A 15,936-nucleotide genomic window follows, 5' to 3' on the forward strand; every position below is an offset into this window, starting at 1 on the left:
TCTTCAATTATTGCCATCTGAAAAAACCTTTTGATTCGAGCTCTTTTTTAATATTTCCATCAATATCAGTATTTTCAGGTGCCAGAAGAAAAATGCCTTTTGATATTTTCTTTATTCTGCCATCCATAGCATAAATCGCACCATTTAAAAAATCAAATATAGTCTTTGCAATTTCAGGATCATTAACTGACTCCAAATTTACAATGCAGACTTTTTTTGCCTTGAGGCTGTCTACAATGGCAGGAGCATCCTCATCATAACTGGCTGGTTCATAAATCATAACCTTGACCTGACCATTTACGCCCGATGCCATGCTTTGGCCGAGATTCACAACTTTGCTGTTTGCCTGATATTTTGGTAAAGGTGTCATTTCATCGTAACCATCATCAAGTTCTTCATCATCATAATCATATTCATCCTCATAATCATCATTTTTCTTTAAAAATGAGAATAATCCTTTAGATTCTTTCTCCGCCATCAGTCACCCTCCTGTTTAATAATGTTCCTGTTTAATACTTTTAATAATAATATCACATATAAGCGATGTTATCAATATTTTCAAAAAAATTAGTAACAGCGGAAAGAGTTATATATACACTCTTTCTCCAAATATAGCTGTTCCCACTCTAACCATTGTAGATCCTTCTTCAATAGCAATTTCATAATCGCCTGACATTCCCATTGAAAGATGTTGCATGTTTACTCCTGGAATCTTAAGATTTTCTAATTCATCAAAAACAGATCTGAGTTTTTTGAAATACGGCCTTGCATGCTCTTTATCTTCACAATATGGCGCCATTCCCATTAATCCACAGATAATTATATTGGGATAATTGTCTGAAATGTCTCTTACAAGGGGTATCACGTTTTCTATATCTACACCATGCTTTGTATCTTCTTCTGAAATCTTCACCTGAATAAGGCATTTTATTATTCTATTGTGCTTTACAGCCTGTCTGTTTATTTCTTTTGCAAGCTCAATACGGTCAAGAGAATGTATCATATCTACTTTATCAGCAATGTATTTGACTTTATTAGTCTGAAGGGTACCTATAAGATGCCATCTTACATCGCCAGATATATCAGGATATTTTCGCTGTATTTCCTGAACTTTGTTCTCGCCTATGTTTTTTACTCCAAGGCTTACAGCCTGATTAATTATGTCTGATTCAACAGTCTTGGTTACTGCAATAAGCTCAACCGACTGATTGAACCTGCTTTTATTCATAGCACTTTCAATATTGCTTAGAACCAATGACATATTGTCTTCAAGATTCATTATTTCACCTTTCTTCCTTCAACAACATTTTCCGGGTTTATAATGACTTCATCATACAGATTGACTTTTGCAAGGTCTTTTTTATAGGTAGCTTCATAGGGTATAGTAAAAAACTCATTATTTTTTGCGCCTATCTCATCTACTTCTTTGAAAACCGCTGTGCCCGTTCTGTCTATGACATAAACCCCATTTTTATCACCTTTCTTTATGAGTGCAGAAACGGGAATCTTAAGCCCTTTCTGAAATTCATATTCTATATCGGCAGTATATTTTCTCTTTTCATAAAACTTGAAATTTTCGTCTTCAACTCTGAAATAACCCGTAAACCTGCCATCCGACCCTTTATAAAAATCCTCAAGCTTTGCTTCGATTTTTATGTCTTCAATATATATATTTACGGGTTTTTCGGTGTATATATAGTCTATATCATCCTTTGTAATCTCACATACGAGATACCATCTGAAATTTTCAACTATGCGGCCAAGAGGATCTCCTTTTACTTTAGGTTTGCTGTAATCTACTGGCTCAATGTCTTTGACGCTCTGTATATCAGATACCGTAATTTCTCGAATTTTATTGATATTGAACTTGTCTTCATAACCATCATAGTATGAGGTAACTATACCAATATAGTTTGAGTATACTAAAGAATTTTTGCTCTCAAGCTGTTTTTTTAATTCCGCTTTTTCGGCTTCAAGTTCTTCAATCGTTTTTATATGACCATCCTCTGCCGGGAGAAGATACTGTTTTTTATTATTTAAAGTGATGACTTCCTTCTTCAATATGTCAATATACTCAATCTCTCCAGTATTTATCCTGTTCTGGATTTCTTTATAAAGATAGTCGAGCCTGTTATTGGTTTTTACAAGCTCATCCTCAGTATCTTTGTCTTCAGTGTTATTCTTCAGTGCTCTTATTCTGGAATCGATAAGTTCAATAAGATAACTGTAGTTAACATCATTGCTCTGATTTTTTGTTTTAGCAATAGCCTGACCCTTTTTTACTTTTTCTCCTTCAGGATATATAAGATCAAAATATCCATCTGAAGGAGCATAGAAAACCTTTTCATTCTTTACTACGAGCATGTCTCTTTTAACTGTTCGGCTGACATCTCCAATGTCTACTATTGCTGTCTTTATAGAAGATATATGGATCATGTTGTATAGATTGTATAAAACAAAAACGGATATGCAGAATATAACAGTGAGCATGATTATCATGTTTATGTTAAGTCTTTTCTTTTTTCTTATAATTTTCTTTCTGCTTTCAGAATGACTTTTTGGCGCTTCATTTTTTGCTGCCTTGTAGCTTCTTTCATTTGTCATCTCAGTACCCGCACTATACTATCCTGATATTTATGAGCTCTTCATTTTCATGCTTTTTGTCTCTGCTCATGAGATTTGCAATTGCGTTTTTAATCTCTCCATTTTCAAATATCACTTTATACATCTCATTCACTATTGGCATGTCGATGTTAAGTTTTCTGGATAACTCATATGCAATCTTTGTTGCATTTATTCCTTCTACAACCATATTAATTTCGTTCTTTACCTCTTCGAGCGAATATCCCCTGCCTATGAGAATTCCGGCCCTTCTGTTCCTGGAATGAGGCGATGTGCAAGTTACAATAAGATCTCCCATACCTGCCAGACCAAAGAACGTAGATATATCTGCGCCCATCTCAACAGACAGCCTTACTATCTCAACCAGGCCTCGGGTCATCATGGCCGCCTTTGTATTATCGCCAAATCCAAGTCCGTCTATTATTCCAATTCCCAATGCGATAATATTCTTAAAGGCTCCCGCAAGCTCAACGCCTGTCACGTCTGAGTTGGTGTATACTCTTACAGAAGTTCCAACGAAAAGTTCCTGTACTCTTATCATTGCTTCTCCGGATCTGGAAGCAGAAACAATCGTAGTTGGCATATTTACAGCCACTTCTTCGGCATGTGAAGGTCCTGACAGTGCAACGAATTTATTGTAAGGAAGAATTTCTTCAGATATTTCTGAAGCTCTTTTGTTAGTATTAATTTCGAGCCCTTTTGAGACATTAACTATTATGGTTGAATCCTTTACAAGATTCTTGATTCTATTCAATGTCTCTCTGTTTGACTGGGATGTTACCGCAAGAATAACTATGTCTGCATCCTGAAGTGCTTCTTCGATGTTTTCAGTAGCATTAAGAGAAGCGGGAAGCTTTATGCTTTTAAGGTATCTTGAATTTTCTCTGTTAATATTTATATCTTCTATTACGTTCTTATTTCTTCCCCATATGAAAACAGTATATCCTTTTTCAGCTAAGATTTTTCCAAGAGCTGTTCCCCAGCTTCCTGAACCTAATATGGCAATCTTATCCATAAAATCCTCCTATTTTTTTGGGACTCCAAATTTATTTTCCGTACCATTGATAAGCCTTTTTATATTTTCTCTGTGTGAATATGTCACAAGCAGTCCAAGCATTACGCTCATAATGACTATGTTCATATTATCAGTAGTAAATATTTGGAGAATCGGAAAAGTAAGTGTTCCAATTATTGATCCAAGAGAAATATATCTTGTTTTTATTACGATTATAGCAAAAATAAGCAGGCCTATGAGTGCATGAACCGGAGCAATCACAAGACCAACTCCGAGCGATGTCGCTACTCCTTTTCCACCCTTGAATTTGAGAACTGCCGGGAAAATATGGCCCATTACTGTTGCCAGTCCACATATAAATGCAAGCTCTACTGCTCCAAAATACATACCTATGGCAGACGGGATAACTCCCTTAATCAGGTCGAGCATAAAAACTGCTGCTCCAACCTTCTTTCCCATTATTCTCATTGCATTTGTTGTTCCAGCATTTCCAGATCCATGCTGCCTTATATCAATGTTCTTCATCCTCTTTCCGATAATAACAGAAGGTGAGATATTTCCAATAAAATATGACATTATTATCAGAGGTATTATTATATTAAGATTATACATTTTCGTCTCCCAAGCCTATCTCTTTTCGCCTTTTTCTCTTCTTTTAAATACCAGAGGCGTACCCTCGAATCCAAAATTTTCTCTGATTTTATTTTCAAGATATCTCTGATATGAAAAGTGGAATAGTTCATTGCTGTTAACAAATATGGTGAATGTAGGCGGTTTAACACCTACCTGAGTCGCATAGTATACCTTCAGCCTTCTTCCCTTGTCTGATGGAGGCTGATTAAGCATTACTGCTTCACCTATTACATCATTGAGAAGTCCTGTAGGAATACGTCTTGACGCCTGTTCTATTACATAATCTATTGATTCCTTTATCTGTCCAAACCTCTGCCCTGTAAGAGCTGATATGAATATTATCGGAGCATACATCATGAAAGGAAGTTCTTCTCTGATCTGCTTTGTATATTTTTTAATCGAATCATTGTCCTTTTCAGGGAGATCCCATTTGTTTACCACGATAACTATGCATTTTCCAGCATCATGAGCCATTCCCGCTATCTTGCTGTCCTGCTCTGAGATTCCCTCGCTGGCATCTATTACCATCAGGACTACATCAGCTCTCTCTATTGCCGTGTACGATCTTATTACTGAGTACTTCTCTATGTTCTCTTCAATTTTGTTCTTTTTACGAACACCTGCTGTATCAATAAACAGGTATTTTTTTCCTGCAATCTCCTTGTACGTATCTATCGCATCACGAGTGGTCCCAGCTATAGGGCTTACTATAACCCGCTCTTCACCAAGCAGTCTGTTCAGGATTGAAGATTTTCCGGCATTTGGCTTTCCTACGATTGCTACTTTGGTGACATCTTCTGCATACTCTGTATCAAGGTTCGCTGGGAAATGCGAAACTATCTCATCCAGAAGATCGCCTATTCCCAGTCCGTTTACTCCTGAAATCGGATGTGCTTCTCCAAGCCCAAGCTCATAGAAATCATAAAAGTTATCAGGAATATTTCTGTTGTCTACTTTATTTACTACAAGTAGTATAGGTTTCTTGGTTTTTCTTAGCATTACAGCTATCTCCTGGTCCTGAGGAGTAAGTCCGTTTTTGACGTCTACGATAAAAAGTATGACATGGGCAGTATCCATTGCAAGCTCAGCCTGCTGCCTCATCTTGCTCAGGATTATTTCATCAGATTTTGGTTCGATTCCACCAGTATCTATTAATGTGAAGTACTTGTTAAGCCATTCCACTTCGGCATATATACGGTCTCTCGTTACTCCAGGGGTATCTTCGACGATTGACACTCTCTTCCCCACAAGCTTATTGAATAATGTAGATTTACCTACATTTGGTCTTCCTACTATTGCAACTATTGGTCTCATTTTATCTCCTGTTTCAATTTATAATCTTAATTATCTCATTAATAAATGAGCTTCCATCTACTTCGCATACTATTATCGGTATCTTTAGTTTCAACGAAAGCCCTTCAACGGTTTCATTGTCAAGGAATACAGTGTCCCCATCTCTAAGCATGACTGAAGGAATAAAAAGAAAGTCCCCAAGCTCATGATCTTTAAGCTGCTCATACAAGTCTGAAGCGGTAATAAGTCCCGCAACAGTAATCTTATCACCAAAAAAATTATTTATTATCTTTATGACATTAATATTAAGGCCTGGAAAAGCTCTCATGGCCTTTTCAGATATCTCACACATGAATCTGTATGCAGAAGTGCCCGTAGCTATTGTAATGTTTCTGATTACTTCCTCATAACGATTTTCCAGTGATTTTATCGCATCATCGAACTGCTGTTCAAACATCTTTATAAGTCCAACCCCATTTTCAATCTGCGAAAATCCCTCATATTCTTCATATTCAGGCAGAGGGAGCTCGGCCAAAACATAAAATTCATCAGACGCAAATACAAATCTTCGACCGAACTCAGACAAAAAATGTTCCTGCATTCTCTTTATCTGTCCTATGAGTTCTCTTGAAGAGTCTTTATCAAAAATATCGAGATTTTCAAGATTCTCTCTGAATTTCGTTATCCCTACTGGTACTACAGCTATACTCCCCAGATTTTCCGAATACTTTGCAAGGTCATTTACCGTTCGTTCCAGTTCGGATTTGTCATTATAGCCTGGAACGCATACTATCTGCGCATTCATTTCTATTCCGGCATCATTAAGCCTTTTAATTTTTGATTCAATGTCACCGGCAAACCTGTTATTAAGCATTTTAACCCTTAAGTCAGGATTGGTGCTGTGAACAGATATGTTTACAGGGCTTATCCTGTATTTTATCATCTTGTCAATATCTTTGTCTTTCATGTTGGTCATCGTGATGAAATTTCCCTGCAAAAATGATAACCTTGAATCATCATCCTTGATATAAAGGGTTTCTCTCATGCCTTCTGGCAACTGATCGACAAAACAGAACACACATTTGTTGTTACAGTTTCTGACAGAATCTATTATCGGATTTGAAAATTCGAGTCCGAGGTCCTCATCATATTCCTTTTCTATGTCATATATTACGTTTTCTCCATCCGCATGCTGTATCTCGAGTTCTATATACTCATCAGACTGTATAAACTTATATTCAATTACATCTTCTATTTTTTGTGAGTTGATTGAAACAAGAATATCTCCTTTTTTTATTCCACACTCATCAGCAATAGAACCTTCTTTTACTCCGCAGATGATGTTGCGAAAATCAGATTGCTTTAATTCCATTTCTTCTCCAATTCATAAATTTATATTAAACCATCATAAATAAACGGCTTTTCAGTCTCATTTTATCATATTTTGCACTTATTTCATACTTTTAATTTTATTTATATAGTCTGTCGCGTTTTTTTCAAATTTGTTATTTCCCGGACAGTAATAGACCTCATTTTTTATCGAATCTGGCAGATACTGTTGCTCCACATAAGAGTTTTCATAACTGTGAGGATATTTATAGGTCTCTGCATTCTCAGAGTCGCTCATATATGAATAAGTTGAATCTCGAAGATAACGCGGAATATCATTTATATTCCTGTCAATTATATCCTTCATTGCTGAGTCAAGTGCAGCATATGATGAATTTGACTTCGGACTGATAGCCAGCAAAACTGTAGCCTGTGCAAGAGGTATCCTTGCTTCAGGAAATCCAATCATATAAGCTGCATCAACACATGATTTTATAATGCTAATAGCCTGCGGATATGCGAGCCCGATGTCTTCGGATGCAATTACGAGGAGTCTCCTGCAAATCGAATCCAGATCCTGAGCATGAACAAGCCGCGCAAGATAATGCACTGCAGCATTCGGGTCGCTTCCTCTTATGGATTTCTGAAATGCGCTCAAAAGGTCGTAATGTGAGTCTGAATTTCGATCATATTCAATCACCTTTGACATGCATACCTGCTTTATGTTTTCTTTATTTATTATAAGAGCTCCCGCTGAAGAGTAAAATTCAAATAAAAGTCCAAGAATATTAAGCGATTTTCTGAAATCGCCATTTGACGCTCCAACAATCAGGTCCAGATCTGAATCTGTATAGGTTACTTTGAGATCTGTCTGTTTTTCGATACATTTTGACAATCCTTCTCTTATTTCAATGTCATCGATATTCCTGAATTCAACCAATGTACACCTGCTTAGGAGTGATTTATAAATATGATGATAAGGATTTTCCGTAGTATTTGCGACAAGTATAACATTTCCATACTCGATATGTTCGAGCAGAAGTTGTTGCTGCTTTTTATTGAAATTCTGTATCTCATCTACAAATATGATCACTGTCGTCTCTTTGTTAAATCCCTCAAGCTGACTGGTTATGTCTCTTATATCCTGAGTTTTTGAATATGTTGCATTCAGTTTATAGCTCTTGAGCCCTGAATTATCCATAAGGATGTTTGCGAGCGTAGTCTTTCCAGTTCCGGGGGGTCCGTACATAATCATATTTGTAATCTTTTTCTGCCTGTAAAGCTTTTCAATTATCATGCCTTCAGACAGTATATGCTTCTGACCGACCATGTCTTCAAGCTTGTCAGGCCTGATTTTCTGATAAAAAGGTATTTCCATTTTATTCACCTCAAAAAACTCAAGCCTGAGTTTCCTCAGGCTTAAATGCTGTAAATGATTTTTTATTTATAAGTTGATTTTTCAAGTTCCTCAAGCAGCTTGTCATTCAGAATTCTAATGTGTGTACCTTTCATTCCAAGCGATCTGGAATCAATTACTCCTGCACTTTCAAATTTTCTAAGAGCATTAACAATTACAGATCTTGTGATTCCTGCTCTGTCGGCAATCTTACTCGCGACAAGCAGACCTTCCTGTCCATCAAGCTCCTTGAATATATGTTCAACTGCTTCACGCTCTGAATATGACAATGTTCCAATTGCCATCTGCACAACCGCTATCTTCCTGAGCTCTTCTTCCATTTCTTCGCTTTTTGCTCTCAGTATCTCAAGGCCGACAACTGTTGAACTGTATTCAGCCAGAACAAGGTCTCCGTCATCAAATTCTTTCTCATATCTTGACAGAAGAAGAGTTCCAAGTCTTTTTGCGTTTCCAATTATAGGCACTATGGTCACGAGCTTGTTGTAACTGGAAATCTCGCCTTTAAGGACTGCCAGAAGACTTTCCCTTGTAAGATTTGGCATGGTTTCATTGATTTTGTTTATAGCTTCCACGTGATCAACTGGAAATTTGCCATCTCCTGTTGCTTCATCTAAAATTATCGAACTGTCGTTTTCGTGCGTAAAAGAAGCTCCAAGCACTTTTCCTTTTGAACTGATTATATATACGTTTGAGCTTAATACTTCGTTGAGTATCTCACTCAGTTCTGGAAACGATACAGGATTTACACCTGAATTCTGTAATATCTTATTGATTTTCCTGGTTTTTTCTAACAATTCACTTGCCATATATTCCACCTATCCTTTAAATATATTAATAAAATTTGGTCAATTGTAAAAATCGCAATTTATCCTATTTTTGTTATATCACAATTTATTGCATAATTCAACGGAATTTTTGCATTTTTATTAAAAAAGATAACTTTTCTCACGATTCTTAATTATTTGTCTTTTTTAACTTTGCTATCCGGGCAGTCTTTGTTTGAGCAGAGCTCGTGTTTTGAATTTTTCGTTATCTTTTCAATCTTATAGCTGCCACACAGCTCACACATTTCACCCGTTGGACGATTCCATGATACAAATCTGCATTCTGGGAATCTGGAGCATCCATAAAAATCTCTACCTTTTTTAGTTTTTCTTACTATTACGTCTCCGTCCTTGCAAACAGGGCATTTGATCCCTATCCTTTCAAGAATTGGTTTAGTATTCTTGCATTCAGGATAATTTTTACATGCCATGAACTTCCCAAATCGCCCATGTCTTATTACCATGTTTGATCCGCACAACTCGCAGATTTCATCCGTTTCTTCGACCTGCATCTGGATTTTTTCGAGAGTTTCCTCTGCAACTCTTACTGATTCAGCAAAATCAGGGTAAAATCTGGCTATAATATCTTTCCATCTTTCTTTTCCCTCTTCTACCATGTCGAGTTCAGTTTCCATCTCAGCTGTAAAATCGATGTCTACTATATTTGCAAAGTTTTCCTCCATTATTGTGGTAACAATGTCTCCAAGCTCTGTAAGAAATAAAGCATTGTCTTTTTTCTGGATATATCCCCTTGCCAGGATCGTTGCTATTGTAGGAGCATAGGTGCTCGGTCTTCCGATTCCCTTTTCTTCAAGTATTTTTACAAGGGTAGACTCGGTATATCTTGCCGGAGGCTGCGTAAAATGCTGGGTTCCAGATGTTTTCTTTACAGCATATTCCTTGAGGAGCTCAAATTCAGGGAGCTCATTCTCTTCGGTCTTTGCGTAAGTGTAGACCTTAAGAAATCCATCGAATTTCATGATGCTTCCAGTCGCTTTAAATACGCTTTCAGATATGCTTCCCTGTATATTCTGAGAATCGAATTTTGCATCACTCATCTGACATGCGACAAAACGCTCCCATACAAGCTTATATAGCTTATACTGTTCTTTGCTTAAAGAATCTTTTATGGAATCAGGAGTCATGTTAATATAAGTAGGCCTTATACATTCATGGGCATCCTGTATTTTCTTGCCTTTTGATGCCTGATTTACATATTTCTTAAAGTAAGCACTGCCGTATCTTTCAAGTATGAACTCTTTGGCATGTTCCTGAGCCTCTTCGGAAATCCTCTGTGAGTCAGTTCTTATATATGTTATCAACCCCAGTGTACCAGATCCTTTTACATCTACACCTTCATAAAGCTGCTGAGCTATGCTCATGGTTTTTTTAGTAGGAAAAGAAATCTTACTCCCTGCTTCCTGCTGAAGCAGACTCGTAGTGAATGGTTTTGGAGCGGATCGCTTTCTTTCTTTTATTTCGATTGAATCAATTACTATATTCTTATTTTCAATCTCAGTGAGAATCTTATCTGTCTGCTCTTTGTTTTTTAATTCATTTTTCTTTACCTTATTACTTGAGGTTTTCTGACCGTAATATTTGAACTTAGCGGTCTTCTTATCCTCTCCCCTTACATCGAGTTCAATATTCCAGTACTCCTCAGGTATAAAAGCATTTATTTCGTTTTCTCTGTCTCTTATTATCTTGGTTGCCACGGACTGGACTCTTCCTGCGCTAAGTCCTTTTCTGACTTTACTCCAGAGTATCGGACTTATTTTGTATCCTACCAGTCTGTCGATTACTCGTCTTGCCTGCTGTGCATCTACTATGTCCATGTTGATTTTTCTCGGACTCTTTATTGCTTTTGTAACGGCTTCTTTGGTTATCTCATTAAATTCTATTCTGTAGGCCTTATCTTCTTCTATTTTCAAAAGATTTGCCAGATGCCATGAAATTGCTTCACCTTCTCTGTCGGGGTCTGTTGCAAGAAATATCTTATCTGCTTTTTTTGCTTCTTTCTTGAGCTCGGATACTATATCTCCTTTTCCCCTAATTGTAATATATTGTGGTTCAAAATCATTTTCCACATCTATTCCAAGTTTGCTTTTTGGTAAGTCTCTTATATGTCCAACCGAAGCTTTGACTGTGTAGTTCTTTTTACCAAGAAATTTTTCTATAGTTTTAGCTTTGGCAGGAGATTCCACTACCACTAGATTTTTTGCCATAATTCACCTCAAATATTTTATAGAGAATACATTCCGTTCCCTAAGTCTTTTACTATTCCTTTTATTTCAAGAATGTTCAGGACCCCTATTATATCCTTTATTTTAAAATTTGTAAAGAATGCAATTTTTTCAATATTTTGCACACCTTTGTCATTTAGAGTATTAATGATCATTTTTTCAGTTTCCGAAAGAGAAGAATCTTTTTTCTGATTATTTTGCACAAAGCATGCATCAGGAAATTCTTCAATAATATCCTGTATATCCGTTGCCGGCTTTGCTCCATACTTTATAAGATTATTTGTCCCAAAGCTGTTCTTTGAATTGATGTTTCCTGGAACTGCGAACACAGTCTTTCCCTGTTCGAGCGCAAAATCAACAGTTGTAAGTGTTCCGCTTTTCTCTCCAGCCTCAATCACAAGTGTCCCATATGAAATACCGCTTATAATCCTGTTTCTTTTTACAAAATGATACGGACGCGATTCAATTCCTACAGGATACTCAGAAAGTATAAGGCTTCCGGAATTTATAAGCTCTGATAGAAATTTTATGTTTGATCTTGGGTAAATGTTGTCAAATGAGGTCCCAAGAACAGCTATGGTTTTTCCACCTGCTTGATGCGTTGATTTATGGCACTCAGTGTCTATTCCTTTAGCAAATCCGCTTACAGTAACAACGCTTCTCAGAGCAAGTTCTCTTGAAAATTTTGAAGCTGCAAATATTCCATAGACTGTTGGACTGCGACTCCCTATTATCGATATTGAAAAGCTGTCGATTATGTCTATGCACCCCATGTAATACAGAAGATATGGAGGGTCAGGAATCTGCCTGAGATTTTCAGGAAATTCGCTGTCATGCCATGTGATGAAACCAATTCCTCTTTCATTCATTGAAGTCAATGTTTCTTCAACCGTTTCAAATTCTTTTTCTATTATACAAGCTTTATTGCCCGATACAACATTCTTTATATCATCCTTTAATGAAAGGTAGTCGAATACTCCGAATGATTTTTCTGTTATCTCAAGATATTCACGAGTCGTGACTTCAGCCCTGTGTAGAATTAGTGCAAGTTTTCTCATGAAATCACCCCCAATATTTGTCGAGAGGCTTTCTGAAAGATACAGCCTCCGATATGTGCGAAATATCTATAATATCTGAACCATCAAGATCAGCAATAGTTCTTGAGACTTTCAGCAGCTTATGATAGCTTCTTATTGAAAGTTTATTTTTGTTAAATACCATATTCATGAATTGTGAAGCATCCTCTGTAAGCATGCAGTATTTTTCGATATCCTGAGATTTCAGTCCGTCATTGTACATGTTGTTTGATTTTCTGTATCTTTTTCTCTGAACATCCTGAGCTTGAATTACTCTTGCTCTTATATCCTCACTTTTTTCTTCTTCAGATGGGGATACTATATCTTCAAAATCTATAGGATGAACCTCAACGAACAGATCAAATCTATCGAGCAGTGGATTTGAGGCTTTTGACAGATATGATCTTATTCTGTATTCACTGCATCTGCACTCCTTGTGAGGATTATTATAGTTACCGCAGGGACAAGGATTGCAGCATGCAACGAGCACGAAGTCACATGGATATATATTTGTTCTTTTTATTCTGCTTATTGCTATCTTCTTGTCTTCTATAGGCTGCCTGAGGGCTTCTAATGCCTTTTTGTCAAATTCAAGCAGCTCATCCAGAAAAAGAACGCCGTTATGAGAAAGCACTACCTCTCCCGGAGAAGATGATGCACCACCGCCTATAATTGATTTAATCGTCGCAGTATGATGCGGTGACCTGAATGGTCTTGTTCTCCTTGTTATGTCCTCATTGAATAGCCCTGAGCTGCTGTAAATCTTGCTTACCTCAATGTACTCCTCATCGGAGAGTTCACTCATTATGCTCACAATACGCTTTGCTATCATTGTCTTGCCGGATCCGGCAGATCCAATCATAAATAGATTGTGTTTTCCGGCTGCGCATATTTCTGCAGCTCTCTTTGCAATACCGTTTCCTTTTATATCACTGTAATCGAGCTCAAAATGGTGACTTCGAACTTTATCTGCAGCTTCAAGTCTTGAGAGTTCCATTTTCCCGCTGAGATAGCCAATTACATCACTCAGGGTTTTTACCGGATATATCTCAATGTCATCTACTACACTGGCTTCTTCAAAATTGTCATAAGGTACAATAACTTTTTCTACTGACGGGTCTCCTTTTGCATTCAGGATAAACGGGATAACCCCCTTAACTGCAGCTATTTCACCATTGAGTGACAATTCTCCTATAAAAGCAGTTTTTTCATGCCGGTTTTGCAAAAATTCATATTCGCTGTTGAGTATGCATACAGCAATTGCCAGATCAAAATGTGAGCCTTCCTTTCTGATATCAGACGGAGAAAGATTTATGACGATTTTCCTGCCTGGATATTTCAGTCTGCTGTTAGTTATTGCCGACTTTATTCTTTCTCGAGATTCTCTGACAGAAATATCAGGAAGGCCTACAATTGAAAAATTCGGAATACCTTTTGAAATATCAGCTTCAACTGTAACAGTATACCCATTAATACCATCTAATGCACAAGTGATACTTTTATAAAACAATATATTCCCTCCTGTCTGTACAGAGAAATCAAAAAGAATCTTTGAAATGCTGTATATACTTATTATCTGTGTATATTTCAATTACATCAAATCGCATACTTTCATATGAAATGTAGTTTTCTGAAATAAAAGACCTTGCAACATTTCTTATGCGTGACTGTTTTCTTATATTCACAGATTCACGTGCATAGGCAAAATCGCTGTTTTTCCTTGTTTTTACTTCGATGAATACAAGAACGCCTGAATACATTGCAATTATGTCGACTTCTCCAGCTTTTACCCTGTAGTTCCGCTTAATGATATCATAACCATTTTCAACCAGATATCTGGATGCGATATTCTCGCCTAAATCCCCTATCTCCTTTGTGCTCATCTTTTCCTCCACAAGAACAGTATGGCAGCGAACTTTATAATTGTTAATTCAAAAAACATTCTATCAGTAAAAGTGATATATTACCAGTGTAAATTTAGAATTTTTCAAATTATCCAAATCTTGAAAGCTGAATTTATGCAAATTAAAAGGAATCCGTAAAAGATTCCTCTTAAGCTGATTTATTTATATATTACTTGTAAAATGCTGAATAAGCTTTATATGTCATGTATGCATCTATTTTGCTTACTATTTCATAAGGTGCGTGCATACTGAGTACAGGTGTCCCGCAGTCTATTACCTGTGCTCCATAGTTTGCTATAATATAGGCGATTGTACCTCCGCCACCCTGATCGACTTTTCCAAGTTCTCCTGTCTGCCATACTACATCATTGTTGTCAAAAAGAGTGGCTATCTCGTAAGTAAACTCTGCATTCGCATCATTGCAGCCACCTTTTCCGCGTGAACCCGTATACTTTGTCAGAGTTACTCCATTTCCGAGTATTGCATTGTTGTTTTTTTCTGTAACTTCAGGGAACGAAGGATCAACACAGCAGTTTACATCAGCTGAAAGAACCTTGGCATTGGAAAAAGCTCTTCGTAATTTTAAATCTGAGTATTCCCCCTGAAGATTTATGAGCTCAGCAACCATATTCTCAAAAAAGCGAGACTCCATTCCAGTATTCCCCTGAGACCCCACTTCTTCCTTATCAGCAAAAACTGCACACTTCATAAGTTCTGATTTTTCAGTCTCAAGAATAGACTTAAGAGAAGCAAACGCACATACTCTGTCGTCATGTCCATATGCCATTATCATAGACCTGTCCAGACCGGCTTCTCTGGCTTTTCCTGATGGAACAAGCTCAAACTCCGCGCTCATGAAGGCACGTTCATCTATATCATATCTGTCTTTAAGTATTCTAAGTACATTACCCTTGAATGAATCCTTCTGTTCCTTGCCATCATCCCCAAGCGGAAGAGGCTTGCTTCCAGCCATTACATTCAGCTGCTCTCCCTTGATTACTTCCGATGCCTTAAGCTGCATCTGATCGGATGAAAGATGTATAAGAAGGTCATTGATAAAGAAAATTGGGTCATTTTCATCATCGCCTATTGAGATATCTATTTTTTCACCTAAGCTATTATAAACCGTTCCATAGAGACTTAGTGGTATAGTCGCCCACTGATACTTCTTTATCCCGCCGTAGTAATGGGTCTTGAAAAGTGCTATATTGGAATCTTCATATAAAGGATTCGGCTTTAAGTCTATCCTTGGTGAATCCACGTGAGATCCTACCATTTTAAACCCATTTTCTATAGGTTCGTCACCTATTACAAACAGCACTGCCGATTTATGATTGTTTTCAGCATATATCTTCATTCCCGGAATCAGCTTTGTGTTTTCTGATATCAGCTTGTCCAGATCAACAAATCCGTGCTCCTTCGCGGTTCTTCTTATTTCATTGATACAGACCCTTTCCGTTTTGGATCTGTCTATGAAATCCATATATTCGAATGAAAATTTCTCAATGCTGCTTTCTTCACTTTTATCAATTATGTTCCATGCATTTTTGATTTCATATTTATTCATGAGATATCCTCCG

General features: G+C 37.1%; 14 protein-coding genes. All 14 read right to left on the minus strand.

The genetic code is table 11. The annotated features are described in order from the left end of the window. Window positions 1–7: 7 nt before the first annotated feature. On the minus strand, window positions 8–478 hold the full coding sequence (locus tag AC4PGZ_RS05680) for a cell division protein SepF (protein ID WP_492160088.1): 471 nt from the start codon (window positions 476–478) through the stop codon (window positions 8–10). A gap of 108 nt (window positions 479–586) precedes the next feature. Next, entirely contained in the window at window positions 587–1,279 is a 693-nt protein-coding gene (locus AC4PGZ_RS05685; RefSeq protein WP_492160089.1) for a YggS family pyridoxal phosphate-dependent enzyme, read from the minus strand. Next, window positions 1,279–2,604 (minus strand): biotin/lipoyl attachment domain-containing protein, encoded by a 1,326-nt coding sequence (locus AC4PGZ_RS05690; RefSeq protein WP_492160090.1) that lies wholly within the window; start codon window positions 2,602–2,604, stop codon window positions 1,279–1,281. The genes AC4PGZ_RS05685 and AC4PGZ_RS05690 overlap by 1 nt, the downstream gene beginning before the upstream one ends. 13 nt (window positions 2,605–2,617) lie before the next feature. Beyond that, window positions 2,618–3,637 (minus strand): NAD(P)H-dependent glycerol-3-phosphate dehydrogenase, encoded by a 1,020-nt coding sequence (locus tag AC4PGZ_RS05695; RefSeq protein WP_492160091.1) that lies wholly within the window; start codon window positions 3,635–3,637, stop codon window positions 2,618–2,620. 9 nt (window positions 3,638–3,646) lie between these two features. After that, window positions 3,647–4,249, minus strand: coding sequence for a glycerol-3-phosphate 1-O-acyltransferase PlsY (gene plsY / locus AC4PGZ_RS05700; RefSeq protein WP_492160092.1), 603 nt, complete (start codon window positions 4,247–4,249; stop codon window positions 3,647–3,649). 15 nt (window positions 4,250–4,264) lie between these two features. Next, window positions 4,265–5,584 carry a ribosome biogenesis GTPase Der gene (gene der / locus AC4PGZ_RS05705; RefSeq protein WP_492160093.1) on the minus strand — a complete coding sequence of 440 codons (1,320 nt, stop codon included), beginning with the start codon at window positions 5,582–5,584 and terminating at the stop codon, window positions 4,265–4,267. A 13-nt stretch (window positions 5,585–5,597) separates the two neighbouring features. Continuing rightward, window positions 5,598–6,935 (minus strand): DUF512 domain-containing protein, encoded by a 1,338-nt coding sequence (locus AC4PGZ_RS05710; RefSeq protein ID WP_492160094.1) that lies wholly within the window; start codon window positions 6,933–6,935, stop codon window positions 5,598–5,600. A gap of 78 nt (window positions 6,936–7,013) precedes the next feature. Beyond that, the gene (locus AC4PGZ_RS05715) at window positions 7,014–8,270 is read right to left on the minus strand and encodes a replication-associated recombination protein A (protein ID WP_492160095.1); all 1,257 of its coding nucleotides are present in this window, start codon (window positions 8,268–8,270) and stop codon (window positions 7,014–7,016) included. Between the two features lie 62 nt (window positions 8,271–8,332). Continuing rightward, complete coding sequence (gene codY / locus AC4PGZ_RS05720; RefSeq protein WP_492160096.1) at window positions 8,333–9,115, minus strand: GTP-sensing pleiotropic transcriptional regulator CodY; 783 nt, start codon at window positions 9,113–9,115, stop codon at window positions 8,333–8,335. Window positions 9,116–9,267: 152 nt separating this feature from the next. After that, window positions 9,268–11,358 carry a type I DNA topoisomerase gene (topA, locus tag AC4PGZ_RS05725; protein WP_492160097.1) on the minus strand — a complete coding sequence of 697 codons (2,091 nt, stop codon included), beginning with the start codon at window positions 11,356–11,358 and terminating at the stop codon, window positions 9,268–9,270. A 17-nt stretch (window positions 11,359–11,375) separates the two neighbouring features. Continuing rightward, window positions 11,376–12,434 (minus strand): DNA-processing protein DprA, encoded by a 1,059-nt coding sequence (dprA, locus tag AC4PGZ_RS05730; protein ID WP_492160098.1) that lies wholly within the window; start codon window positions 12,432–12,434, stop codon window positions 11,376–11,378. A gap of 4 nt (window positions 12,435–12,438) precedes the next feature. Further along, on the minus strand, window positions 12,439–13,962 hold the full coding sequence (locus AC4PGZ_RS05735; RefSeq protein ID WP_492160099.1) for a YifB family Mg chelatase-like AAA ATPase: 1,524 nt from the start codon (window positions 13,960–13,962) through the stop codon (window positions 12,439–12,441). 28 nt (window positions 13,963–13,990) lie between these two features. Beyond that, window positions 13,991–14,335 (minus strand): YraN family protein, encoded by a 345-nt coding sequence (locus AC4PGZ_RS05740; RefSeq protein ID WP_492160100.1) that lies wholly within the window; start codon window positions 14,333–14,335, stop codon window positions 13,991–13,993. Window positions 14,336–14,525: 190 nt separating this feature from the next. Next, on the minus strand, window positions 14,526–15,923 hold the full coding sequence (locus AC4PGZ_RS05745; RefSeq protein ID WP_492160101.1) for an aminopeptidase: 1,398 nt from the start codon (window positions 15,921–15,923) through the stop codon (window positions 14,526–14,528). Window positions 15,924–15,936 lie beyond the last annotated feature (13 nt).

Source organism: Proteocatella sp. QWL-06 (assembly GCF_058684135.1).